Source organism: Psychrobacter sp. Ps3 (assembly GCF_022129275.1).
Taxonomy (GTDB): Bacteria; Pseudomonadota; Gammaproteobacteria; order Pseudomonadales; family Moraxellaceae; genus Psychrobacter; species Psychrobacter submarinus.
This window is the reverse complement of sequence record NZ_JADQAL010000025.1, coordinates 13,715-39,159: the sequence shown is the minus strand read 5'-3', so window position 1 is coordinate 39,159 and position 25,445 is coordinate 13,715. Positions and strand designations below refer to the sequence as shown.

General features: G+C 45.2%; 17 protein-coding genes and 1 pseudogene. 6 read left to right on the top strand and 12 right to left on the bottom strand.

The annotated features are described in order from the left end of the window. Window positions 1–67 precede the first annotated feature (67 nt). From I3248_RS08765 to I3248_RS08740, 6 genes are all read right to left on the bottom strand, one after another. Window positions 68–751, bottom strand: a complete 684-nt coding sequence (locus I3248_RS08765) for a YgjP-like metallopeptidase domain-containing protein (protein ID WP_238063334.1) — start codon at window positions 749–751, stop codon at window positions 68–70. Between the two features lie 9 nt (window positions 752–760). Further along, entirely contained in the window at window positions 761–2,164 is a 1,404-nt protein-coding gene (locus I3248_RS08760; protein ID WP_238063333.1) for a DUF1513 domain-containing protein, read from the bottom strand. Between the two features lie 90 nt (window positions 2,165–2,254). Then, window positions 2,255–3,412: an imelysin family protein gene (locus tag I3248_RS08755; protein WP_238063332.1), complete on the bottom strand. Its 1,158-nt coding sequence runs from the start codon at window positions 3,410–3,412 to the stop codon at window positions 2,255–2,257. A gap of 30 nt (window positions 3,413–3,442) precedes the next feature. Then, window positions 3,443–5,089 (bottom strand): di-heme oxidoredictase family protein, encoded by a 1,647-nt coding sequence (locus tag I3248_RS08750; RefSeq protein ID WP_238063331.1) that lies wholly within the window; start codon window positions 5,087–5,089, stop codon window positions 3,443–3,445. 309 nt (window positions 5,090–5,398) lie between these two features. Then, window positions 5,399–6,844, bottom strand: coding sequence for an imelysin family protein (locus I3248_RS08745; RefSeq protein ID WP_238063330.1), 1,446 nt, complete (start codon window positions 6,842–6,844; stop codon window positions 5,399–5,401). A gap of 228 nt (window positions 6,845–7,072) precedes the next feature. Beyond that, the gene (locus tag I3248_RS08740; RefSeq protein WP_238063329.1) at window positions 7,073–7,729 is read right to left on the bottom strand and encodes an OmpA family protein; all 657 of its coding nucleotides are present in this window, start codon (window positions 7,727–7,729) and stop codon (window positions 7,073–7,075) included. A gap of 979 nt (window positions 7,730–8,708) precedes the next feature. Here I3248_RS08740 and I3248_RS08735 point away from each other — a divergent pair. From I3248_RS08735 to minE, 5 genes are all read left to right on the top strand, one after another. Further along, window positions 8,709–9,680: an acyltransferase gene (locus I3248_RS08735; RefSeq protein WP_238063328.1), complete on the top strand. Its 972-nt coding sequence runs from the start codon at window positions 8,709–8,711 to the stop codon at window positions 9,678–9,680. 110 nt (window positions 9,681–9,790) lie between these two features. Next, window positions 9,791–10,846, top strand: a complete 1,056-nt coding sequence (locus tag I3248_RS08730) for a hypothetical protein (RefSeq protein ID WP_238063327.1) — start codon at window positions 9,791–9,793, stop codon at window positions 10,844–10,846. Between the two features lie 290 nt (window positions 10,847–11,136). Beyond that, window positions 11,137–11,955, top strand: a complete 819-nt coding sequence (minC, locus tag I3248_RS08725; protein WP_238063326.1) for a septum site-determining protein MinC — start codon at window positions 11,137–11,139, stop codon at window positions 11,953–11,955. Between the two features lie 385 nt (window positions 11,956–12,340). Further along, on the top strand, window positions 12,341–13,153 hold the full coding sequence (gene minD / locus I3248_RS08720) for a septum site-determining protein MinD (protein WP_025644762.1): 813 nt from the start codon (window positions 12,341–12,343) through the stop codon (window positions 13,151–13,153). A gap of 2 nt (window positions 13,154–13,155) precedes the next feature. Then, window positions 13,156–13,446 (top strand): cell division topological specificity factor MinE, encoded by a 291-nt coding sequence (minE, locus tag I3248_RS08715; protein WP_025644764.1) that lies wholly within the window; start codon window positions 13,156–13,158, stop codon window positions 13,444–13,446. A gap of 193 nt (window positions 13,447–13,639) precedes the next feature. Here the strand turns inward: minE and I3248_RS08710 are convergent, their stop codons facing one another. The 6 genes and pseudogenes from I3248_RS08710 to pilG all read right to left on the bottom strand — a co-directional run bounded on the left by I3248_RS08710 (window position 13,640) and on the right by pilG (window position 23,323). Further along, a complete protein-coding gene (locus I3248_RS08710) occupies window positions 13,640–14,176 on the bottom strand; it encodes a hypothetical protein (protein WP_238063325.1) in 537 nt (178 codons plus the stop codon). A 141-nt stretch (window positions 14,177–14,317) separates the two neighbouring features. Then, complete coding sequence (locus I3248_RS08705) at window positions 14,318–20,185, bottom strand: Hpt domain-containing protein (RefSeq protein ID WP_238063324.1); 5,868 nt, start codon at window positions 20,183–20,185, stop codon at window positions 14,318–14,320. A 209-nt stretch (window positions 20,186–20,394) separates the two neighbouring features. Beyond that, window positions 20,395–21,465 (bottom strand): annotated as a pseudogene (locus tag I3248_RS08700) (methyl-accepting chemotaxis protein); the annotation flags it as partial. A gap of 492 nt (window positions 21,466–21,957) precedes the next feature. Continuing rightward, entirely contained in the window at window positions 21,958–22,488 is a 531-nt protein-coding gene (locus I3248_RS08695; protein WP_201558322.1) for a chemotaxis protein CheW, read from the bottom strand. A 3-nt stretch (window positions 22,489–22,491) separates the two neighbouring features. Then, window positions 22,492–22,854 carry a response regulator gene (locus I3248_RS08690; RefSeq protein WP_025644774.1) on the bottom strand — a complete coding sequence of 121 codons (363 nt, stop codon included), beginning with the start codon at window positions 22,852–22,854 and terminating at the stop codon, window positions 22,492–22,494. Between the two features lie 91 nt (window positions 22,855–22,945). Further along, complete coding sequence (gene pilG / locus I3248_RS08685) at window positions 22,946–23,323, bottom strand: twitching motility response regulator PilG (protein WP_025644776.1); 378 nt, start codon at window positions 23,321–23,323, stop codon at window positions 22,946–22,948. A gap of 419 nt (window positions 23,324–23,742) precedes the next feature. On the opposite strand from pilG, the gene I3248_RS08680 reads away from it, so the two are divergent. Beyond that, on the top strand, window positions 23,743–25,128 hold the full coding sequence (locus tag I3248_RS08680; protein ID WP_238063323.1) for an HlyD family efflux transporter periplasmic adaptor subunit: 1,386 nt from the start codon (window positions 23,743–23,745) through the stop codon (window positions 25,126–25,128). The last annotated feature ends 317 nt before the right edge of the window (window positions 25,129–25,445 follow it).

The following is a 25,445-nucleotide window of genomic DNA, read 5'->3' as shown; positions in this document are numbered from 1 at the left end:
CATTTTTATCTGCAAATCGCCTAAAAAATAGTCTCTGTCAGTGCCATGGTCGAATATTCAACACGCCCTAATCTAACGTCTCGTCTTTACCTGCTAATGTATCATGCCACTGTTTATATTCCGGCATCGCTGTGGCTACCGTTTGCCAAAACTCACGGCTGTGATTAGCATGATGTAGATGACATAACTCATGGACAATGACGTACTCGCAGCACTCTATAGGATAAGCAGGCAAGTATACTGATAGCCAAATACGGCGTGCGCGCGTATTGCAACTGCCCCAACGCGTGTGCATTTTTTTAATACGCGTCTCTGCCGCTTCTGCCCCAACTATTGGCTGCCACTTCTCAAACAGCGCTGGCATAACTTGTAAAAGCTGCTGACGATAAAGCGCGATTTTTTTGTCGTGACTGAGTATAAAGTCCTGCTGCTCGCCCCATAACCATAAAGGTTCAGCGAGTTTAGGTAAACCAGCTTGGGATTGTCGCTGCTGTTTACGTTGGTAATTTTCTAGCACTTGCGGATGGTGCGCTAATGCCCACGCGACACGCTTATCGATAAACTGCGCCATTTGTATGGTGCTTACAGATCCTGGCACAGAGACGGTTAAGAGATTGGGTTTTAGCCGAAAGTTGATGTTTTTAACGCGTTTTTTACTGATTTGCAGCTCAATATTAGCTGCCGCCAAACGCTCGATAGCGCTTTGCAATAAAGGCGTCCTATGTTTATCAATGAGGTTTTGGCTAGGCACGGCGCACTCTCATAAAAGTGCCTGCAAATGATTGTCAAAAGACATTTTGTGCGTCACGCTATCAGTAGTGATAGCAGTGCGATCAGGGGTCAGTAAAGTCGTTATCTGCCCTTGCCCATCGCTGACAATAAAACCGCCTTGCTCGCCTACGCGCACTGACGCGCCTGCACAATCAGGCAAGGGCACTGAGTCTATCAGCTGGCGGGTGGTTAAGTCATAAATAGCCGCGCAGCCGCCGATAGGCGTGGTCACAGAGAGTAGATTACGCTCGCTGTCAACCGCGACGCTAGCGATATACTGATGGAAGCGCTGCCATTGGTTATTCGGCATAAATAAAGGTGCAAAGTCTGCGTCTCCGCGCTGATGCGTCAGCACCAACGGCACATTAATATGCCGCTCGCCTTGAAACTGCACCCCTATCATCACTGTGCCGTCATTATGTATAGCCAGATGACGAATACTCATCTGATTATGCTCAGGGGTGATTTGCTCTAGGAGCTTGCCTGTATGACGATTAAGATAAACCAAAGACGGCTGCATGCTGTCTAGATTTAGCTCCTCGCGCGAGGCCTGCTCAGTTTTGATACCGCCATTAGCGACGATTAAAGTCTCGCCATCAGGATGCATAATCAGCTCATGCGGACCGATACCATGTGAGTCAAATTCGCCCGTTTTTTGATAGCCATTAGCAGCGTTATAAATGCCTATTTTACCCTCTAAGCTGATCGTATCGTTTTCGGTAATATACAGCTGGGCGCCATCCGAACTATAGCAAGCATGACCATAAAAGTGCCGATCGGCAGCGGCTTTGATAGTGTGTTTGACTTGCCCCTTTGCGGTATCTAGCACCCAAAAGCCTTCACTAGGACGGCGACCCATGACGACCACATCGCGCGATTGGGTGTTTTTAGTAGCCATAGGCTGCACCACGATATCGTGCACGCGCTCAGGCATAGTGGTTTGCCAGACGAGTTGCCGATCAGCGTCGATACCGACGACGCCAAAGTCATGATCATTGTCATTGTGCGTGTTTTTGCTATTAGCCAAGCTTACGCTTTTAGGCATTGCTGCCACTCCGCTCACCCAGCAGACTGGGCGCGGTAACATAGTGGTGGTATGACGTTCAGCTAGCGCATTTGCCTTATCCTCAATAATTACCGCTTGCGCGCTATTATCAGGATAATTTTGATAAGCCAACTTTGCTTGCTGATAAGCGTACTGTAGGCGCGGTAGTGGTGCTGATAAATGCATTTTAGCGCTGATGCCAATCACATAGTCTTGCAAACGCGCTTCTGGCTGTCGCTGCTTACGATAATAATGATGCACGCCAACTATCGCCGCTGTCGCAGTCACAGTCGCGGATAGAGTTCTCAAAAAGTCATTAGAAGCCGGATTTGACGTTTTATTTTGCATTACTATTTCTCGTAGTTTTGTAGTCAGCTATCATAAGTCTTTGACTCATTATTTATAAAACGATAAACCCTTAGCTTAACCACCAAAATTCTAGTCTCCGTCGGTGCTATTGAAACCAACACGTATGCCAAGCGTAGGAATCAGTTGGCGTTTGATGACTCGGGTAATCTCTGCCATCTGCTCAAGCAACTTCTGCTGATCGGCCTTGTCCGCTTGGGTTATGTCCTCAGGCATTTGCGCGAGCAATGTCGTGGTCTGCGCCAAGGAAGTCGATAGATTATTACCGACAACGCTCTCTTTTTTACTATTCAAGATGGCGCTGAGTACCGGATCTGTCAGCGCTTTGTTTAAGGTTGCAAGCTTAGCATTAATGATCGCGCGGCTTTGCCCTGCTGTAGCTGCTGGCACGTGACCTTTGGCGGTACCTGTGAGGCCTAAAGGCTGATCAATAGCGCTCGACTTGGTGGTCTCAATCATGGATAGCAACGAGTTAAACCACTGATTGAGGCCTTGATCGCTATTGGCAGTTTTATCGATAGCGAGTAGCTGGACGGCATCACTACGCCAATTATTTTCGATCGCTGTTAGACGATCCGCCAAAGCGCTACTGGCACCAATGATATAAGCGCACTGCGCGGCATCTAAGCTATCATTGGCATACAAGACCTCCTCTAAACCCGGCACACCTTGGACAATAGCGCTTTCATCAGCAAGCTGCGCTTTGGTCAAATTTGGATTGGCCGCTATTAGCTCAGCGACGCCGTCATGCACCAGACCGCGCTCATCAGGATAATAGTTAATATATAGATTGCTCATGCTCTCAGTTGCGGGGCCAAAGTTAATCATCTCGGCACTGGCCCATGCTTGCGCTAATACGAGCCATTGATTGCGCAGCTCTTGTAGCTCAATACCACTGACAGGCGCTTGCTGGCAGTGTTTTTTCGCTAACTTATGCAAGCTTGCACTGTGTTGAGCGGCGTCCGCGTAAGCGGGAATGATCAGATCATCGGCGACATGAGTGAGGTAGGTTTCTTCGGTCTCCGCGCTAATCTCTACAGGGGTAATGTCAGCTGAAGCGCTAGCAGCTGCACCGGTTGTCTCTGTTGTCGCGCTATTTTCTTCGACCACTTTTGGGCGGTCGTTGTCAGTGGCGGGCTTGTCATCGGCGGGTTTGACGCAGCTGATAAGTATGCCTGCACTCAATGCCGATAATGCCATCACTAATAAAGGATTGGTGTTATTTTTCATATTTTTCTCGGTATATTTAGACTGTACTGACTATAACGACTTTAAAAAAGCGTTAAGCTCAGCTCGGCCTTGTTTATCAAGTTTTAGCACTGTTTGTTGTTGACTCTGCGCTTCGCCGCCATGCCAGAGCACCGCTTCCATCAGCGTGCGCGCCCGTCCATCATGCAAAAACGTCGCTTGCGGATCGACCGTTTGCGCAAGGCCTATGCCCCAGAGCGCAGGCGTGCGCCACTGATAAGAGTTGGCTAGGAACTCAACTTGCGCATCCTTTGGCGGCAAGGTGCCGGCGATCGTTCGATCGGCAAGATCATCGCCCATGTCATGCAAGAGCAAATCGGTATAAGGATAAATCACTTGTCCATGCTGCTCAAGATGATCATCGTCCGTTTTTGGTAGCTCATATCTGGGCGTATGACAACTTTGACAGCCGATCTCATAAAAGCGTTTTTTACCCGCTAGTACTAGCTCACTATCAGCATCACGGCGATGCGGCACAGCTAAGTTGCGAGTATAAAACTCCACAAATCTGGCAACCTCATCGCTGACTTCGACAGGCGACTTGCCATCCCCTTGATCATCAGCGCCAGTGGTTGCGTTAAGACAAGCGGTTTGTAACGGCGTGCAAGACTCATTAGGACGAATCCTTGAGGTCAGCCCCATATCTTCATTAAAGGCGCTCTGATTTTGGGTTAAGAGCTTCGTTTGCCCCGCTTTCCAGCCAAAGCGGCCCAGTGCCGTTTTGCCCTTTTGTGGATCCATAACCCAATTAAAGGTACCGCGAATACCATCGTTATTTCTATCCTCACTATCGGCTTGTTTTTTGATATCGGCATCAGGGATTTGCTCAAGCAAGCCAAGCCCTATCATCGGCAAAGCTACCCTTGGTGACACCATAAGCTCATCATCAAAATCACCGTAGCCTGGATGGGTCAATTCAAAAGTTGGCGCACGTAGCGTTTCGATATGACCATCAGCAAAGGTTACTGGTTTATCCGTCCAAGTCACGGTGACTTGCGCCTCAGCCGGCACGCCTTGAATACCGCGATCTTGCAGCTGACCGCCGTACATCGGATGCACAATTTTTTCGATTAAGGAGTTACCCAGCTGCTGGCGCTCTTCATCAGTTGTCGCTGGCATAGCGAGACGAATCAATAGGCTATCGGCATCATCTTCGCTAGTCATCGGCGCGTGACCACGGCCATCTTTGACATGGCAGGACTGACAAGCGGCAACGTTGAATAACGCGCCAAGACCATCGCGGCTATCGGTGCTAGCGGGCGCGACTACCCAAGGCTGCTTAAAAAAAGCATTCCCAATAAAAAAGTCGCCTTTACGCGAGGCCGTCAAGTTAGAAGACGGTTTTGAGTAGCTCTCGCTACTGGTAATGGTGATACCGGTGTCGCCGCCCTGCTTAATCTCTTGCGGATCAAAGGTCGCTAAAGTCTGCATCGGCACGCCTGCCAACTGCTCTATGGTTTGCGTGCGCTCGGCAGATAGCGCTGAGTCTGATATGGTCTCTTTTTCTGAAACAGTCTCTTCGTCCGAGATATTTTCTGCTGGCTGGCAAGCTACTAAGGCCAGAGCCGATAGCAAGCTTAACGCTAGCTTTGAGGTAGCTGTATCAAAGAGTGCAGGATTAAGTTTTAGTAGCTTAGTGGATAAGGAGCTGACACTCATAAAGTGACCTTATTTCCTAATGGGTTATTCGTAGGAAGGGTTGTGGCATAAGATACTGAATACAAAACGCTTTTTAAGCAGGGGATATATCTAAATAAAAACACGTTGCCAAACTCAGTTGACAACGTGCCTGTTGTATCAACGCTTAGATAGCGCTACCAATAGCTTTATCATGACAGCAACCATGTCAGTATAGCAAAATCAAGCGCTTACCAAAATTGCTCTTATCAAGACATACTGACTTAGCAAATATGCTGCAGAGTTTTGATTCTAAGCTTTGATGCTAAGCTTTGATAATAAGTTTTGATGCTAAAACTGCGAGCCTGCATCAGCATCTAAGTTATCAATGCCCACCGCTTTGGCCGCGCTCTCGATACCAGCGGTCAGCTCTTGTAAGCTATTGATGCTATTTTCGATCCAACTGCGGCGCTTGTTTTGCTCTTCAGCGGTGATGCCGTGTTTGGCTGCTTGACCGACGGTCGCTATCATCTGATCGACTTTAATGCCTTCGTTTTCGCCTTTTTCAACGACCACATTGAAGGCATCTTCTACGCGTTTAAAGTCAGCAGTGAGCTTATCAGCTTCGGCCGTGTGACCTTTATCAATGAGATACTGCTTGACACCATAGCCGCCTACTGATTTACCATCGACGGTTTTGTAAGTACCATTAAACACATTTTGGATACCGCGCGCATTATTAGCATAACTTAAATGAGTCAAGTCACTAAAGCACTCATGCTCATCTTCGGTGGAGCCGGTGACAAAGGCCACTTGCATACGCTCAGAGGCCAGCTCACCCAAGGCAAGGCTGCCCATCTGATACATGATCTGACGCAGTGCATTATCACCGCGGCGCTCAAGTAAGTCACTACGTAAAGTATTTTCGCTCGCAGGCTGCCACTCGGCTTCCATCGCGCTCAAATCATCGACTAACAATTGAGTTGCCGCTTTTAGATACTCACCACGGCGCTCACATATACTCGCATCGGTATTAACCGTATCACCGCTAGTACATTCGCCCTCAGTAGTCAAATAGTCGCTAACAGGACGATTGCCTGCGCCTTCAGAGACGCCATTAGTATCTTGACCCCAAAGCAGAAACTCAATGGCATGATAGCCCGTCGTCACATTGGCCTCGCTACCGCCAATCTCGCTCATTTCAGCCAATAGATCAGGGCTAATTGCGCTGGTATCTTGTTGAATACTGCCGACTGCAATGCTATCGCTATTGATAATATTATCTTGGCTATTGTACTCGCCTTGATAATCATCGCCGACGTAATCAATGAGCGCCTCATCAAGTGGCCAAGCATTGACTTGCCCTTCCCAGCCATCGACGCTAGCTATTTCACGCTCATCATTTGCGCTGACAAAACCCTCATCAAAGCGGAAGATTTCAGTCTGCGAATACGGCTGACGCGCTGCTTTATATGCCGCTTTTGCTGCCTCAAGATTCGCCTCAGTAGGCGCCTCGACATACGTGTTGACGGCATTTTGTAAATCTTTTGCAGTCTCAAGCGAGTCTTTATAAGCGGCGTGCGCCATATCTGCATAGCTGACTAGTAGCCTATCAATTCCCGCTTGCTCTGCCGCTGATCCTGCATTGGTAGTCTCAGTTTGCGTGGTTTGTGTCTCAGCCGCTACGGCTTCCTCATCGGTCTGCTTGGTACAGCCTGATAGCAGCAATAAACCCGCTAGAGCCGCTGCTAAAGTCGTGGGCAGGATTCTACGGTTCGGCGCGGTATTGATAGTCATGGGCATCCTTAGTAAGACCTTATATATAAAATAGTAGTGTTTACGAATTATATTGTTATTGATAACTATTATCAACTATAAATTAAGCCGATTTTAATTCACTTTTACGCAGCTTTTATATCAAATTTATGTCCGTTAGAAGTTTTTTTAAACAAAAAAAAGCCAGCGTAAGCTGACTTTTAATTATTGATTAGACGATATAAACCAGTTATAACCTTATGTTATGGCTTAGTTGACACTCTGTGGAGAGTTGATAGTTAACTCAACACGGCGGTTTTGCTGACGGCCATAATCTGTGTTGTTGTCAGCGACTGGACGCGATTCACCGTAAGCGACGACGTTAATACGGTTAGAGGCTACACCGCGAGCGCTCAAATAGTTCGCTACTGAATAAGCGCGATCTCTTGACAGACCCATGTTATAAGAAGCAGCACCGCGACTATCAGTATGACCAGCGATATTTACCGTTGTTTTATTGTACTGATTCATAGTAGAAGCCAGCTTATCAAGCGTAGGCTTGAATGAAGGGCTTAAGGTCGCATCATCAAAACCGAAAGTAATATTGCCTGGCATGACTAGATCAATGTCACCTGTCGTTGGGTTCTGCTCAACAGTAACGCCAGTGCCTGCCATTTGCTGCTCAAGCTGCTTGGCCTGACGCTCCATGTAATAGCCCACGCCTGCGCCTAGAGCTGCACCGATAGCAGCGTCGCGACCTGTCTTTTCGCCGCCTGTTGCTTTAGAGATTACCGCGCCGCCTGCTGCACCTGCTAGAGTACCTAAAGCAGTTTTATTTAGACGCTGCTGTCCGGTGTTTGGATCAGTAGTACAGCCGCTTAAAGCTAGACCTGATGCTACTGCTGCAATCATAAGTTGGTTACGCATAATTATTTCCTCTCAAATTGAATGAATAGTTATAATGTATATAGTATCACTTAAAAATGTTGCTACTTTATTTTGATAATCAGTGACTTTTAATTAACGCTTGGTGACTAAAGCTTTATAACAATCGCTTTTGACACCTTGAACGACTAATAATGACAGCAAGCCCGTTCATACAGCTAAGTTTGTTGAAACGCTATGTTCCTAGTTGATTATATTTTTACTTTATCCTTAAGCAAAAAATTATAGCGATTACAAAAATAGCTCACTGGTCATCTATGACAATCGTTACTATTATGACCAGACGACGCTCTCTATGTGTAATATTTTGTCATACCTCTGTACAAAAACTGCATAAATTGTCTTTGATTGATGTCATTTATTACTAGGGCGTGTTGAACATTCGACCTTGGCACTGACAGAGACTATTTTTTAGGCGATTTGCAGATAAAAATGGTAAGTTTAGTCGTTCTAAGCGTCTATTTTTATCAATAAAGCGGCAAAAAATAGTCCTGTCCCTGTTGTTGTAGTTAGGGCTGATGCTAAAATCGCCCTAGTCGTTGTGACTGTTTAAATAAAATCAGCTAACCAATGCAATAAGCATTATCTGCAATTTTAACGACGACTAGAACACAGCTTTGATTAACTAGTAGCGATCAGCAGTGCGCATTTGTGAATGTTCAACACGCCCTATATAAACCGAGTTTCATTGAGTGGTCTAGTAGAATTATCCTCGTTTAGTTACTCTTGAATGATTAATGTAGCTAATATTAGTGCTAGCTGAGTTAATGAGACGATCGTTTCAGTATTATTATTTACGTTTACACTCGTACACTGAACTAAAAAACTGCTAAAATCGATGCTATTTTCAGTCGTTATCATTCGGTTTTAGCCATTATCATTTGGTTTTAGTCATCTTTATTCGCTAGATTTTGGTGATGACCACTCGGTAGGCGCTCCGTGATATCAGTAAGGATACTTTATGAAACTCGCCACATTTATGCAAAAACTCCATCAGCGTACACCAAAGCTTGGCAAAGCGGTTTCTTTGACCACCGCTACAGGCGTGATTACTGGTACTAGTATGGCAGCAGGCTTGCCAGTATGGTTGATGGGTGCGGCCAAAGTCATTACCGGCTCAAAAATAGCTGATAAAACGGTCATTAATGTGACCAATCGCTGGATTCATAGTAATAATGCGCTGATAGATAATATTTTACCTAATAAGGATTGGCGTATCAGCCTGCCTGAAGATATCAGCTCTGAGGGTAAGTATCTACTGATTAGCAATCATCAATCGTGGGTCGATACCAGTATTGTGCAGTACATTAGTGAAAACCGTTTGCCACTGACGCGCTTTTTTACCAAGTTTGAGCTTATCTACATCCCAGTTATTGGCCAGGCTTTTTATTTTTTGGACTTCCCGATGATGCGCCGCCATTCCAAAGAAGCCATTGCAAAAAACCCAGCACTCAAAGGTAAAGACATCGAAGAGGCCAAGCGTGCCTGCGCATTGTTAAAAAACAAACCCTTCACCCTACTCAATTATATCGAAGGTACCCGCTTTACTCCGGCGAAGCGCGATGCACAAAACGCCCCTTATACGCATCTGCTCAGACCGCGTGCAGGAGGGCTAGCGCTGGCTATCAATGCTTTAGGAGATGAGATTGATGGGATTTTGGATATGACTATTGTCTATCCCGATGGCATACCGACTTATAGTGATTTATGGAAAGGAAATATCAAGCGCTTAGGCGTGGAGGTACGCTACATTGACATACCCAAACAACTACTGATCGATATGCAAAGCAATGATTATCAAACCAATACTGCAATAAAAGAGCAGTTTTTTGCTTGGGTTGACAAGGCTTGGCAAGCAAAAGATCAGCGTATCACTGAGATGCTGGCTGATTTTGAAAAAAAACCTGAAAATGATACTGTGTCTGCCGCTTAAACTCAGCTAAACTCTTAACTTATGCTTTGTCTTGATTCGACTTCATATGATAGTACTCAGCTCAAACCACGCAAACTTTATACATCTACAACTTAACAAAAGGGATAACTGTGTCCGCACCTCATAGCGCTGTCAAGCCAACTATAGACCCAAAGCTATCCCCAGAGCGTCCAAAGCCCAATCGCTTCAAGCTGACTTACGATATCATCATGATTATCGTCATCAGTATCGATCTGTTTTTGATTAGTCTTGATGCTATCTTGATGAGTAGCTTTAGTGGTAATGTCGCAGGGTGGCTGTCACTCACTGAAGCGCTAAGCTGGTACAGAGAAGTACTGCACGAGCCCCTGCGTACTCTAGGTGGATTTTTTACGCTTTTTTTGATTTTTGAGCTGCTGGTGCGCTGGGCGATTGCTATCAAAGAAAACGTCTATTATCGTTGGTTTTTCTTCCCCTTTGTGCACTGGTATGAAGTGCTTGGTTGCTTCCCGCAATTGCGGGCGCTTAGGTTGTTTCGAGTCGTGATTATCGGTCGTCGTCTCTATCAGCTTGGCTATCAAGTATTGCCTCAGCCTTGGTTGAATAGAATTAAATTTTATATCGACCTAGTACTAGAAGAGTTATCAGATCGAGTAATACTTACCGCTATCGATAACTATCGGCAACAGCTTACTAATCCGGTGACTCAAAAATCACTTATCAAATCAAGCTTAGGCGACAATCGTGATGACATTGAGGCCGTATTACTCGATTTGCTACGCTCTGAGCTAGTACCGCAGCTGCGCAAAATTAACAACTCATCCACGGGTGAGGATATTATCGCTCAAGAGTTGGGTCATGCTATCCAAGACGGCATTGCTAATACGCCTGAGCTGCATCGCTTGCTACGCTTGATTCCTATCGCAGGCGGTCTTATTGAGTCGCAACTGCAAAGCATCGCGCACAATATCGGCGTCAACACAGCGACTTCACTCAATGCACGGCTGCTTGATGACAAAAACTTAGACCCTCTTATGATGGCCATTGCTAAAGGAGTGGCACAGCTTGATATCGATCACCCTGCTCTAAATACCCTGATCGCAAAGATTATCAGTGACAGCTTAATCGCCTTTGAGGCGCAAGTAAAAATACAGCAATGGAAACATCAAGATATGCTAAGATTTTGATTGGTGCTTTTTTATTCATACCTTTCTTAACAACTTTATTATTACTTTTTTGAACAATGCTTTAAATAATAGTTTTTTTGTAGACATGAACGCTTTTATCAAAAAAAGAATAGGGTCTGTTAAAGCTGCTAATTTTTATGCCTAAAGGCTTGTTAATCTCTAGTCACCCTTAGTACACTGTCAGCTTATTATCATTGATAGTAAATGTCTAATAATCATCATAAACATCGTTTTATTCTGTTACTCTTACTCTGTAGTGTTTCAAGCTTAGTCTTTTAAGGATTTATATAATGACCATGACGGATACTGACCGCCAAACTGCTACTCCTGCTGTGACTTTGTATGGCAAGATGCTGACGTTTTCGCGCTTACAACTGCATACTAACGACTTGAGCTTGATTGATGCACAACTGGCGACCACCCTTAGTAATAAGACCAGCAATATACCTGTAATTATTGATAGTAGCGTCGAGCAAGACTTGCCAGCTTTGGTTGAATTTCTGTGGTCATGGGGGCTACAGCCTATTGGCGCAGTCACTGGTATACTCGAAGAGCAAGCGCGCACGCAGCGTCTGGCTATTTTTCCTGCTGATGGCAAGCGTATTGAACGGATTTTACCTGTCAAAAAACCCATCACGCAGCCGGTAGCCGATAGCAGCGCTCAAGCTACTGATAGTCCTAACAATACCGCAGATGCGTTGACGACTGACTCTCAAGCTAGTAGCGCTTCGGCAGCGACAGACTCCGAGTCTTGGCTGCCTGCTGAACATATCACCAGTATGATTTATGATCAAATGCTACGCTCAGGTCAAAGCATAAATCACGTTGGCGGCGACTTAATCTTGACCAATAGTATCAACAGCGGCGCCGAAGCGATTACGGATAATAGCTTGCACGTGTACGGCCGTGCCCAAGGGCGACTGGTGGCAGGTGCAACAGGCGACAAAGATGCTCGTATATTCTGCCAAGTATTCAATCCTTCGTTAGTTTCAGTCGCCGGTACTTATTGTCTACGCGACAACATACCGCAAGATATCATCGACAAATCAGTGCAAGTGCGTTTTGTAGAAGGTGAAGGCTTAGTATTTACGGTTATGGATGGTGCCTAATTCTTGCTGTAGTCAATGTTTAGAAGAGAATGTTGACTCATAAGAAATATAACGGTAGTTTACCGTAACAAAACTACGCTATCATAGCTTTGATAATTCGCCATTATAGATAAATATTTTTATACGATATTGGTAAACATTCAATTAATATAGCTTAAAGGATAATGGCGGTAGCAACTGTAACTCTCTACCGATTTATGTTAGGGTTATGAGCGCAAACTGTAAATAAACCTTAAGCTTGAAAGCGTGCTGATGGTTCTGATAAATAAATATAAGTATTTAGCGAATTAAACCAGCATTTGACGAATTAAAACTTATTCAATAGCGATATCATTAGGGTCTAAAAGGAACTCTAGTTTTCATTCATTCATAGGAGTGTGCCACTGTGGCAAAGATTGTTGTAATCACTTCAGGCAAAGGCGGCGTCGGTAAAACCACGACTAGTGCCTCTTTTTCCGCCGGTTTAGCATTACGTGGCTATAAGACAGTGGTCATTGATTTCGATGTTGGCCTGCGTAACTTAGACTTAATCATGGGCTGTGAGAACCGTATTGTCTATGACTTCGTTGATGTCATTAACGGTAACGCCCGCTTGTCGCAGGCTTTAGTCAAAGACAAGCAGCTTGAGAACTTATATATATTGCCTGCTAGTCAGACCCGTGACAAAGATGCGCTTACTGATGAAGGCGTCGCTGAGGTTATGGCTGAGCTGTCCAAGCAGTTTGACTATATTATCTGTGACTCTCCTGCCGGTATCGAGCGCGGCGCCCAGCTAGCTATGTACCACGCTGATGAAGCTATCATCGTCACTAACCCTGAAATCTCATCTGTACGTGACTCTGATCGCATCATTGGTATATTGCAAAGTCGCACTAAGAAAATTGAAGAGAATCAAGGAAGCGTGCGCGAGCATCTGGTCATCAGTCGCTATAACGCTGAGCGCGCGGCGGCTAATGAGATGATGGACATTGACACTATCTCAAATGACATTCTAAAAGTGCCTTTGCTTGGCGTCATCCCTGAGAGTCATTCTGTACTTGAAGCCTCTAACCATGGTGAGCCGGTGATTCACTACACCGATTCGGTAGCCGGTCAATGTTATGATGATATTGTTGCGCGCTTCTTAGGAGAAGAGCGACCATTACGTCATATCGATGTGAAGAAAAAGAGTCTATTACAGCGCTGGTTTGGGGGTTAAGGATGAGTAAAAAGAAAGGATTTTGGAGCAGTTTATTTGGCACAGATGACAACCGCAGTGGTGGCAGTGCTAACATGGCAACCGAACGATTGAAAGTCATCGTTGCTAGTGAAAACCGCTTAAATAGTCGGCTGACTACAGACCGTATCGAAAAAATGAAACGTGAGATACTAGAAGTGGTCAATAAATACGTTAACGGCGTTCAGATCGATGATGTCAATATCAATCATCGCTCCGAAGATAGTCTCGATGTATTAGAGATGAATATTAATCTGCCTGAGCATAAGCGCTGATCTCGTTAGCTTGTACTATTATAAGCTCCCTAACTATAAGCATTCTGTAAGTTAAGCGCTCTATAGATATTAGTAGCCCTAAAAAAAAGCCCTAGATACTTAGGGCTTTTTAGCGTTTTATTTTCATCAAATCAACTTTTAGGCTTGTGACCCTTACGCTAAATTGACTAAATAAATAATAGATTTAAAAAGCTTACTGGCTAAGCGTGACGAGCTGATGCGCAATCTTGTCTAAATCTGGTACGATATAGGGCGTCTCTTCAATGACAATTGCTTGATACAAGTAAGAGGGGATTGACTCTTCGCTTACCTTATCATCATTTGCGCTTTTAGCTGTGGCGCGGCTTCCTGCATACTCTTTAGGTAACTCGCTATCTTGAACCTCAGAGATACTGACTTCAATGCGGCGCAGCTCACCTTTAGTGAATAAAGCTAAGCGCTCCTCGGCCGTATTACCTTCCAATATAACCACTCTATCTGGCGCTTGCTCTGTCGCTAGCAAACGAAATACCGCGACTGACTGCTGTTGCCAAGTATAGGTCGTAACAGACTCCTCGCTTTTCGCTACATCGCTATAATCCTGATTATAGTCCAGGCTATCTAGTATCAGTGAGCTTGGTACGATCCAATCTGGTTGATTCACCGCTGGGATAATAGTCGCTTCAAGCATGCCGTTTGCGGCAGTCAATAGACTAACGGCTTCAAAGGAATGTTTCTTTGTCTGGCTCATATATCACTCACAGTAGATATAAAGGTTACTTAATAAGCAACTCAAGCCTTTGATAGCTCAGAAGCTTAACAAAGACTTTGGTTTTCTTTGATTGTCATTACTAATTTTCAGTCGTTAATGCTGCAGATATAAGCTTTATGCTTATGCCTGTTGCTTGTCATCGATTTTTATATTTAGCAATGTTTGAATTTTTTCTAGTAGCTCGCTTTCTTGGAAAGGCTTACCCATATAGTCATTGACGCCAGTCTTGAACGCACGCGTACGATGCTTATCCCCAGTACGCGAGGTAATCATGATAATCGGAATCTGCTGCAAACGCTGGTTATTACGGACTTGGGTCGCAACCTCAAAACCATCCATACGCGGCATCTCGATATCAAGCAATATTAGATCAGGCGTTGATTGTTGTAAGATCTCCATAGCATCGACTCCGTCTTTGGCGACTACGGCGTTTAGACCTTGACGCTCTAAGAAGCGAGAGGTTACCTTACGTACCGTCACGGAGTCATCGACGACTAAGATGGTTGGTTTGCGCTCTGCCGCTTCAAGATCAGCTTTTGGCTTAGCAGCTTGAGGCGCAGTCACCGTCTTAATAGTCGACTGACGTAGTAGTGCAATGATATCTAATATCAGCATCACTGAGCCATCGCCCATGATAGTAGCGGCTGAGATACCATCTAAATGCGACAGCTGTTGGCCCATAGGCTTAACTACCACCTCGATACGGGAGCCTGCAATCTGATCGACTTGTAACGCTAAATTCTGACCTGAGCTATTTTTTACGATGATAACCGGTAGGCTTATATTGGTGTTCATCATCAGCTCATTGAACTGACTACCCAATATTAGCTCATTGAGATAACGGACGCGGTAGTCTTTATCTTCAATCTGCATGGTTTCTTTGTTGGAATGATAATAGTCGTATAGCGCTTCTGGGTTAACCCGGACTACCCTCTCGATTTGAATCAGCGGAATAGCGTAATAACGATCCGCTACTCGGACGACCAAGGCGTCAGAGACGGCTACTGTCAATGGTATGCGCATAGTGAAGCGTGTACCCTCGCCGGTCTTGGAGCTGACAGAGACGGCTCCGCCCAACTGGCGAATTTCGCTTGCGACCACATCCATGCCGACCCCGCGGCCAGAGATTTGGGTGACTTGCTTTGAGGTCGTTACCCCAGCATTAAAGACGTACTGCATGATCTCAACATCAGTATATTGATACTCGCTTGGGTTAATCAGGCCCTCTAAGACTGCTTTTTCGCGAACTTCATTGACGTCGATACCGCGGCCGTCATCGTTGAGATGAATGACCACTTCGCTACCTTCGCGTAAAACCTCTAAGGTAATATGGCCACTACGATCTTTACCTGTTGCTAGGCGCTCTTGTGGACTCTCAATCCCATGATCCACAGCGTTACGCAGCATGTGCTCCAAAGGCGAAGTAATGCGCTCTAAAATGGTTCTATCTAGCTCGTCATCTGCGGTAATAATCGTTAGATCTACCGACTTATTTAGCTCGTTTGCGGTTTGCCTGACGATAAGATCTAAGCGCGGTTTGAGACGTAAGAACGGTACCATCCGCGAGTTCATTAGACCGTCTTGCAGCTCAGTTTGGGTACGAGATAGTTGCAGCAGCAAGTTTTCGTTATCTCGGGTTTTTTCGAGCAGTGTATTATTAATATCGATTAAATCTGAGGCGGACTCCGACAATGATTTTGATAATTGATTGAGTGAGGAATACTGATCCATCTCTAGCGGGTCAAAATCCTCAGTCTGAATTAACTCTTCATCAATTTGCGATAGAATCTGTGCCTCAAGCTCAATCTCCATACGGCGCAGCTGATCAGCAAGACGCTGAACCGTAGCGCTCATCTCGCCGATACTGCCTGTCAGGCTGCTCATACCCATATCGATACGAGCGCGGTTGATGGCCGACTCCCCTGATAGGTTAATCATGCGCTCAACTAGGCTACCAGAGATTCGGATCATCTCATCACTGCTGTCCATACTGCGCTCAGGCTCAGCGAAACTACCAGACATAGCTGGCATCTGACGGATGTCTATGTCGCCGCGTATCGCGCTCTGTTTGTCTTGCACAGCCAATATCGCGCTAATCTCAGTCTGTAATGACTCAGCAGGTATATGCCTAGAGGACAGCGTGTCTTTGCTAAAGTCTTGCAACGCGTTAATCAGCGCCGTCGGCATAGCAGGATTAATATGATGTTTGAGGACAAATACCGCATCTTTTAGCCAATCATGACAGCTGATTAATAGCTCAGAGATAATTTTGGTCGCTGGACGACGCCCAATCGCTAACGATTCATAGACGCTTTCCATCTGATGGGCAAGATCAGCGATACCATTGGCCGCTACCATACGCGCGCCACCTTTGACGGTGTGCAAGTCGCGCTGCAGCGTCTGTACGGCTGCCACATCACTGGTATTGTTTAAAAATAATTGTAGATACTTTTGGCTATTTTCGACCAGCTCTTCTGCTTCTTCTAAGAAAACATCCAAGATATCTGTATCGGGCAAGCCGTTTGACCAAGAGTTGGCTATCAACGCCTCTAAGCTAATGGTTTCAGCAGCGTCGGTTGGCTCTATATGATTCTCGCTATCAGCTGTTGCCGTCTGCGCAGGATTCTTGAGAATTGGTAATTTTAGCGTAACGGTTTGCGGTAGTTCGCCTTGCTGCTCAAATTCATCTAGCTGCTCGATGAGATCACGCGTCCAAAACGACTGCTGATAACGCGCGACGTATTCAAGCTGCATTGACAAGGTATCTTGTATCATTTGCATGACACTGACCCATTGCAGCGTCGCTGTCACTTTTTCATTGATAAAGGCTTCATAGATGCTTTCTGCAGCGTGAGTCAGATCACCAATACTACGAATACCCGCCATCCGTGCACCACCTTTAATGGTATGCAAATGACGCTGCAATATCTTTAGCGTGCTGATATCAGCGACATCTTGACGCCACTGATTGAAAGTTTGGGCAATCGCGCTATCGAGCTCTTGCGCCTCTTCTAAGAAGATCTCTAACAGCTCGACATCGGTATTGACGGCTTCTAACTGTAACTCCTCTACTGAGATACTTTCGACAACAGGCTGCACATCCATAGCCTCGCTTGCTACTGATAATAGCGCTTTACTCTCAGCGTCACTCTTGCTAGTAGCGGCAAGCTCGCCGGCATGACGCTGACGGTGACTGCTGATAGCGGCTTGCAAATCATCGAGTATAGACTGATTAACTTTGAACGACATACGGCCCGCAAGCGAGTCAAATAAAGCCACCAAATGAGTATGCGCGGCCAATAATGCAGCTTGAATATGGCTATCATCACTCGCTTGCGGCGCATCAGTTAGATAGTGATAACTGTCAGCTAGCGCGGTTAGTATCGCTGTGAACTTCGGCGACTTGGCAGTACTATTTGCTAAGCGCGAGATCTGCTGTGCTATTTGCTCGATATAAGCCTTAAGCGGCTCTATACTGAGCTCATTGAACGCCTCTGATAACTGCCATTCTGCATCTAACAAAGTATCGATATCTAATGCTAATAGCTGCTCTATACTGAGCTCATTATCAGTTTGCGTGTTTGGTTCCTCCGAGCTATCTAGCATTGCTTGTAGCGACTCAACATCTTGCTTACTTTGGCTAGTCGCTGTCGAAGAATGCTGCTGGATATTTCCTTCATAAGCGTCGAGATAGCTTTTGATAAGCGCGACCGACTGTGCTAACGCTTCTATATGTTGAGCGCTAAGCGGGGTATCGTGCTTTTGCAAGTGCTCTAAGCTTTTTTCAATCGTTGCACTCACATCACTGATAGCGGCCAGCGCATTAGAACCCGATGCAGCGCGCAGGGTATGAAAAGCCCTGACAATCTCTTCACTCACTTGTACGGGCGGCTGATGCTGATGGGTACTAATAAAGTCATCAATTTGCTGTAATAATTCTTTGGCTTCTTCTACAAATATATCAAGGATTTCACGCTCCTCGCCGCTTTGCGGTGCTATAACGATAGGTTTTTCGGTCATCATATCGTTGATAGAGTGGATGTTTTTTAACATCGTCTCAGCGCTACTGACTGCATCAACAGCTGGCTTATCCTGTATACTCTCATCGTCTATATCACTCACAACTATAGTACTATCTACCGGCGCAAGCTCATCAGTAGCCGTATTGTCTGTAGCTGTAGCACTCGTTGCCGACACGTCTTTAGCAGCTAGCGCACTATAACTAAACTCATCGCCCAACTGCTGACTATAAGCGTTTGCAGCAGCGACCCACAGTGGCACCATAGCTGGATAGTCCTGCTTGCCTTCCGCAAAGGTGTTAACAATCTCAGGATAAGCGGCTAAAACATCAGCCACCAACTGCTTCATATCGTCCGATGGCGTCAGACTCTTATCAAGCCATCGATTAAGCATAGACTCTAATGCCCAAGCAAGCTCAGCACTGTAGTTAGCACCTACCATACGGCCTGAGCCTTTTAGAGTATGAAAGCCGCGTCTAACATCAGTTAAGCTCGCGACATTTGTATCATCTAGCTGCCAATTGTCATAAAGCGGCACGATCTCTTCTAAGACCTCATAAGCCTCTTCTATGAATATCTCTTTGATGTCGGGGTCAGCGTCATCAGCGTCTGCAGGCATCTGCTTTGTTTGTTCGACAAAAGGAGCAAGTACAGCCGGTATCTGCGGCGCGGCGATATTATCAGACTCAGTGGTTACTGGTGGCTGAGCTTGCAATGGCAGCTGTGTTTCAGAAACGGACGCCTCTGTCACATTAGCTTCATCCCTCTCATCTTGTACTTCCATACCGTGAGATAACGGCAAGCCGGCAAGTAAGTTATGGCTTTGCAAAATAATCAAAGCAGGGTCGAATTGTGGCGGCTGAGCGGCGCTAAAGTTGGCAATCAAAGTCGGTAGCTCCTCTACCGCTTGTGCCACTAAGCTTACGACCTCATCGTTCACTGGCAAAGACTGGTCTAGTAGATGAATCAGTATGTTTTCGATAGCATACGCTATCTCACTGATGCTAAAAGCGCCAATCATCCGCCCTGAGCCTTTGAGGGTATAAAAGTTATGATGTATCGCCGTTAATGGCGTCAAGTCATGGATATCTTGTTGCCAAACAGGCAATAAGCTCGTTAACTCTGCCAAACTCTCTGTGGCTTCCTCGATAAAGATCTGACGGATCTCTTCGTTCATATCAAAGACGTCAGGCTGCACTTGCGCTTTCGCCGCTTGCCAAGCTGTCAAGGCAGCCGCATTATTGTCATCAAAGCGGGTTTTGTCAGCATCAACAAAGCTAGCATTTTTATCGTTATGCATCATTGTCATTTGCACGGACAACTTTTCAATCAGCGCGCGCGATGTGCCATCTAATGTAGCAAGCGTGCTCATATTAATATAAACCGTCACCAGCAGCTTATCGAGTAGATGAGCAAAAGAGCGTTGGTCTAACTCTCCTACTGTTTTAGCGTCTATTTCTTGCTGAGTAGCAGTCTGCTGATAGCTCGTCTCAAGCAGCTGATCTAACCCTGATAATAAGAGCACGTAATCTTGTGGTAGAGGTTCTTGGTTATGCGCTAAATTCCGAAGCCAAAGCTCCGCTAAGTACCATAAGCGCTGCTGTTTACTAGCGCTCTCTTGAGATAGATCAACGCCTTGCCATAAGTAATGACAAGCTTTTGCAAGGGCCGTCAAGGATGCAGGATCGTTGCTGTTGGTATTTAATAGCTGCTGCACTCGCTGCCGCCATCCAGTCAATAGCTGCTGATACTGCTTTGGCTTTAGAGGTTTTGTTGGCGAGTATTTAGGAGGATAGTCAGGCTCATTCGCCTTAGTCAAAAAATAGCCAATCGACCTATAAAATTGGGTGATCTGCTCAGCAGTAGCATCCGTGCTGCTCTGCCAGCCATCAGACAGCTGTGATAATTGCTCTTTTGACAAAGGCAGCAATGATCCTAGCGCCGCGATATCATTAGGCTGGTTTTTCATAAGGTGGCCCCAAATCGTTTATATTGCGAGTCTTATCCAGTATTGACTGACTGACAGCGAAGCGGCCACAAAGACTCGTTGTCAGACTATAACTATAATGACCAAAGCCGTTATAAAAATAGCGCGATGACGATAAGCTGTGGCTCATCTTCTACCCTCAGTAGTAGTCTAGATACCAAATGCCTGTATTGCCCTTTAAGGTCAAGGCACTAGACAATCTCTTCGACATCCTCAAAATGCTCTTCATCATTAGAGACTTTGAAACCAGTCACTGACTCTTGCAAGGCGGCTGCCATCTCATTTAGCTCACCGACTGAGCGCGCGGTTGCCATCGTACCTGAGGAGGTTTGTGAGGTAATGCCTTGAATAATCGTCATGGTATTAGAGATCTGACCGGCAGATGCGGCCTGCTGCTGTGCAGTGTTTGAGATACTCTCAATTAGATCGGCCAAAGTATTCGATACCTGTTGCACCTCTTCTAGGGCCTCACCTGCATCCTTTGCTAAGCGAGCACCGCGGACGACCTCAGAGGTCGTTGACTCCATTGAAGTCACCGCTTCACTGGTATCGGCCTGGATGGTATTTACCAAAGTTTTGATCTGTTTGGTGGCGTTGGCTGAGCGCTCTGCTAGACGCTGTACTTCATCAGCAACGACCGCGAAGCCTCGACCAGCCTCCCCTGCCATCGATGCCTGAATAGCGGCGTTTAATGCCAGAACGTTAGTTTGATCAGCAATATCGTTAATCAAGCTAACGATATCCCCAATCTCTTGCGAGGACTCACCTAGACGCTTAATACGCTTAGAGGTTTCTTGAATCTGATCACGAATGACGTTCATACCTTCTATCGAACGCTGAACGACCTCTGCACCATTATGAGCAATCGCAACCGAGCGCTGGGCAACATTCGCCGACTCAGTAGCGTTGTTAGAAACTTGATCAATTGAGATGGTCATCTCGTTAATCGCTTTAGAGACACTGGCAATCTCTTGCGTTTGGTTTTCAGAAGCCTCCACCAACTCGACGGCGTTAACCTGAGTTTGTTCGGTAGAGTTTGTGACTCGGTCCGCCGTCTCATTAATAACCAATACCAGCTCACGTAACTGCTCGATGGCAAAGTTAACAGAGTCAGCAATCGCCCCTGTAAAATCCTCTGATACCGTAGCATTCACTGTCAGGTCACCATCTGCCAAGTCGGCGAGCTCATCAAGTAAGCGCAAAATAGCCATCTGGTTACGCTCGTTTTCTTCTTGGATCTGACTTGAGCGTTCTGATTCGACATTGGCCTCTTGGCGACGACGCAGCGTTTCTTGCTCAATCAATAAGCGCTCATTGGCACTTCGTTCTTTAAGCAGCCGTGACAAAGCGTAAGCTGCCCCGATTAGCGCGACTATAAAGATAATAGCAGGCAAAGATATCAGCTGATTAAAATCAGTCACATATTGGCTGATTGACGCCAGTGAGCTGACAAGCCATATCAAACAGGCCACACTCACTAAAGCAAAAACGGCTAATACAACTCTCCACTTGCTTGCAGCTTCTTTTACAGCTGGTGTTTGGTTACTGGCACCAGTATTAGGACTTTTTATAACATCACTCATCGTGCTTATTCCTTTCAAACCGTGGTCTAAGTTATATCATGACTGAATTGACTCATTGTGCGTGCTGAATCCACTCTTTGCTCTATTTATCTCGCTGTTAATATTTAATATAACGAGCGTATTTCAAAAACGATAGCCGCAAGCTTTAACGGTTAAAACTTGCGACCACACTTATATGGCGGCATCTATATAGCGCTTATCTTGCGCCAGTAAGCTTGGCATAAAAACAAACCAATCTTTTTCATCTTTGTGAAACTTACCATGATTATAAGGTGCAAAAGCTGAATCACTAGGCAGAGCTTCCGGCCGGTATTGATCTTGGGTGAACTGCTCAATGCCTAAGACTTTATCGACAATGAGACCGGAGAATACTGTATGATGATCGATGACCAATACCTTTCTTGAGCTGTCTTGAGCTGAGCTGCTCGGCGTCTGTAAGAACTTTGCCAAATCTGTCAGTGGTAACAATCGTCCACGTACATTGGCGATACCGAGTAGCCAAGGCTGAACTAACGGCATGCTAGTGTATTCAGGCATCGTCAGTATCTCCGCCACCTCACCTAGAGGCGCCACCAAACGCTGACCACTACTCTCAAACACCACCCCGCGCCAATCATAGTCTTTTCTACCCTGACGACCGCTGCTACGCGCATTAGCCAAATCAGCCAGACGCAATAGCTCAATAAACCCTCTAGAAGCCACAACTTACTCCATAACTTTACGAATAATGCGCATAAGCTCAAGCTCGTTGATAGGCTTGGTCAGATACTCGGTTGCGCCTTGACGCTTACCCCATACTCTGTCTGTTTCTTGACTCTTGGTGCTGATAATGACTACTGGTATATGCTTGGTCGTACGATCGCGAGTGATTTTACGAGTGGCCTGAAAACCATTCATCTCAGGCATGACGACATCCATCAAAATCACATCTGGTACATGCTCGGTAGCCATCTGATAGCCTTCGATACCATTGGTAGCCTCTATAACTTGAAAGTTATTTTTAGCCAATATGTCGCGAAATTTTGCCATCTCAGACGGCGAGTCATCAATGACTAAAACAGTGGTCATGATTGTTTCCTTTGTAATGAGTATCCGTAGGATCTGTTATAAAAATTTGCCAAAATGAGTGGGGAGTATAATCTATAAAACCCAAAAGCAATTAGCGATAATGACTGATAGCTTCAAATAGCTCATCTTTACTAAATGGCTTCGTCAAATACTCATCAGAGCCAACGATACGCCCGCGAGCTTTGTCAAATAAGCCATCTTTAGACGATAGCATAATGACGGGCTTATCAGCATAATTAGGGTTGTTCTTTATCAAAGCACAAGTCTGATAACCATCTAAACGCGGCATCATAATATCAACAAAGATAATATCTGGATTGTTATCTACAATTTTTGCTAACGCATCAAAGCCATCAATAGCGGTAATCACCTCGCAGCCTGCTTTTTTTAGCAAGGTCTCTGCGGTACGGCGCATGGTTTTTGAGTCATCAATCACCATGACGGTTAGCCCTTCAAAATTACTGTCCATCATTACTATCCTATAAACTTTAAAATTACTATCTATAGCTTAGACTCTAGTTATAGCTAAGATGCTATAAAGGGTACTATAAATAGCTGATATTTTGCCTTATTATGCTGCTATTATTATCTACTTTGTTATTTTGTTTATAATTAGAGTCATATCAACTGTATAACATTCATACATTTATCCAAAACTAACTGTTGTAATATGACGGCAACCTAACTGCACTACTATAAATGTGTAAGATAAGTTACCTATATAAGACGAAAGTTATCATTATTTAATAATATACTAAACAAAGTATTAACAATACAAGATTGAATTGCAATTAATAAAACCGCCCAAGTCACTTTTTAGACACTTTAGCCTAAAATATGGCTCTATATTCCTTTTAACTTAGCTATTTGCTGTCAACGGTGACTGATATGATACGTTTTTCTTATCACAAAAATACTGCTTTATTTATCAGTATATTGCTAATGACAGCCTGTCAGCCGCCCGAAGATACGAGTCAATCGGCGATCGCGCAAAGTGAGCCGATGAGCGAGGACGCAGACTTATCTTTTATAATCAATGACGATACCGTTACCTTATCTGCTGATAGTATTTTAAACCTTAAGTCCTCTCGTTATCAGCCAAGCCTTGGCCTACAAGGCGAGATAGAACCTATTAAACAATCAAAGTTTGTCACTGCCAAAGCAGTCACTGTACAACAGGTGCTGGTTCAACAAGGTCAATGGGTGGAAGAAGGTACGCCCCTATTTATCTTGGCGCTACAGGATATCGACGACAATAACATTGCTGGCAGCGCTGGGTCACTGCCTCATAATAACGAAGCTAAGAAGCAAGCTGGCGATAGTGTAAATGCAGATAAGAAGCTAGGCGACAATATAAATAACAGTACCATTGCAAATACCACTGAAAACATTACTGACTCGTCGGACGACAAAGTGACAAGTCGCGGTAACGCTGATGGCCAACCAGCGCAGAGACCTGCTGTAAAAGAACCTAAAACTAAACTTGCTGACACTGTTCAATCGCCAAAGGTTGAGTCAAACCTTGAATTAAGTAACGAGACTGCTAGCGAACAAGGCGCGAAGCAAGCCAACCCGCAATCTGCCCCTACCCCTGCTATAAAAAGAGAGAAACAACCAGAGTCGCAGCCGAGCACACAAACAACAGCACAAAACGCTGCTATTATCGTTCGGGCCAGTTTTGCTGGACGAGTGACGACGCTGCCGGTAGCTAGTGGCGATAAGCTTGCAGCTGGTACGCTGCTGTTATCTTTAGCAGATGACACTCATTTGCAGTTTATTGCAACCCTGCCTATTCAAGCTGAACCACAGCTTTCTGTCGGTCAGAACGTCAATTTCAGTACTCAAAGCCATCCTAGAAAATATACCGGCCAAATCAGTAAGCTGAGCGTTGGCGATGACCCAAATAAACTAAAAGTTCATGTACAAGTATTAAAGAACGATGCCAGCCGCGAAGGTAGTCTTAAGGCAGGTATGATTGCTACAGGCCGCGTTAATTATGGTCAAATAGCGGTAGGTACTATCGTCCCTGAGCTCGCTATACACGATGCTGATCTGAGCGCTTTAAAACGGCCTCCTTATCAGCCTATAACACCGCTTACTGCAAACGTTTGGATCGTCAAGCAGGATCAGCGCTTGACTCGCCAGCCTGTCGAGATCATCGAATACAATCCAGACACAGAACAGTACCTGATTGCTGGGGTTAACAATGATAGCTTGATTTGTTTAGCCGATTTACCAGTGGAATCTGCAGGTAAAAAAGTGGTTATCTCTTAACGTTACCAATGCATATTTTTTTGATCTTGCAGCTTTCAGTGACAGATCTGTCACTGATTGAAGCCGCTTCGTTGACGCCGTTTTGACTCCTTAATGCTTTAGTAAAGCTGCAGTTTTAAATAGACAGTTACATTGTGTAGAAATATTAACAAAGCGCGTCTTGTTTGCTCAGGTGCTTTTTTGGCAAACTGATGATTGGATATGAAGCTTAGGTAAAAACACTAAGTGCAAAACCTTAGGTATAAAATATCAGTTTCAAAATATTAGCTATTAAAGGTTAAGCGTAAAGCGTTGTCTTTAATAAAAGCGCTGAATCA

Bases quoted from the DNA above. Each gene is read 5' to 3' on its own strand.
- pilG (WP_025644776.1), bottom strand. From the start codon at position 23,323: ATGGACAGTAATTTTGAAGGGCTAACCGTCATGGTGATTGATGACTCA.
- I3248_RS08735 (WP_238063328.1), top strand. From the start codon at position 8,709: ATGAAACTCGCCACATTTATGCAAAAACTCCATCAGCGTACACCAAAG.
- I3248_RS08745 (WP_238063330.1), bottom strand. From the start codon at position 6,844: ATGACTATCAATACCGCGCCGAACCGTAGAATCCTGCCCACGACTTTA.
- I3248_RS08740 (WP_238063329.1), bottom strand. From the start codon at position 7,729: ATGCGTAACCAACTTATGATTGCAGCAGTAGCATCAGGTCTAGCTTTA.
- I3248_RS08755 (WP_238063332.1), bottom strand. From the start codon at position 3,412: ATGAAAAATAACACCAATCCTTTATTAGTGATGGCATTATCGGCATTG.
- I3248_RS08760 (WP_238063333.1), bottom strand. From the start codon at position 2,164: ATGCAAAATAAAACGTCAAATCCGGCTTCTAATGACTTTTTGAGAACT.
- I3248_RS08750 (WP_238063331.1), bottom strand. From the start codon at position 5,089: ATGAGTGTCAGCTCCTTATCCACTAAGCTACTAAAACTTAATCCTGCA.
- I3248_RS08710 (WP_238063325.1), bottom strand. From the start codon at position 14,176: ATGAGCCAGACAAAGAAACATTCCTTTGAAGCCGTTAGTCTATTGACT.
- minC (WP_238063326.1), top strand. From the start codon at position 11,137: ATGACCATGACGGATACTGACCGCCAAACTGCTACTCCTGCTGTGACT.
- I3248_RS08680 (WP_238063323.1), top strand. From the start codon at position 23,743: ATGATACGTTTTTCTTATCACAAAAATACTGCTTTATTTATCAGTATA.
- I3248_RS08690 (WP_025644774.1), bottom strand. From the start codon at position 22,854: ATGACCACTGTTTTAGTCATTGATGACTCGCCGTCTGAGATGGCAAAA.
- I3248_RS08705 (WP_238063324.1), bottom strand. From the start codon at position 20,185: ATGAAAAACCAGCCTAATGATATCGCGGCGCTAGGATCATTGCTGCCT.
- minE (WP_025644764.1), top strand. From the start codon at position 13,156: ATGAGTAAAAAGAAAGGATTTTGGAGCAGTTTATTTGGCACAGATGAC.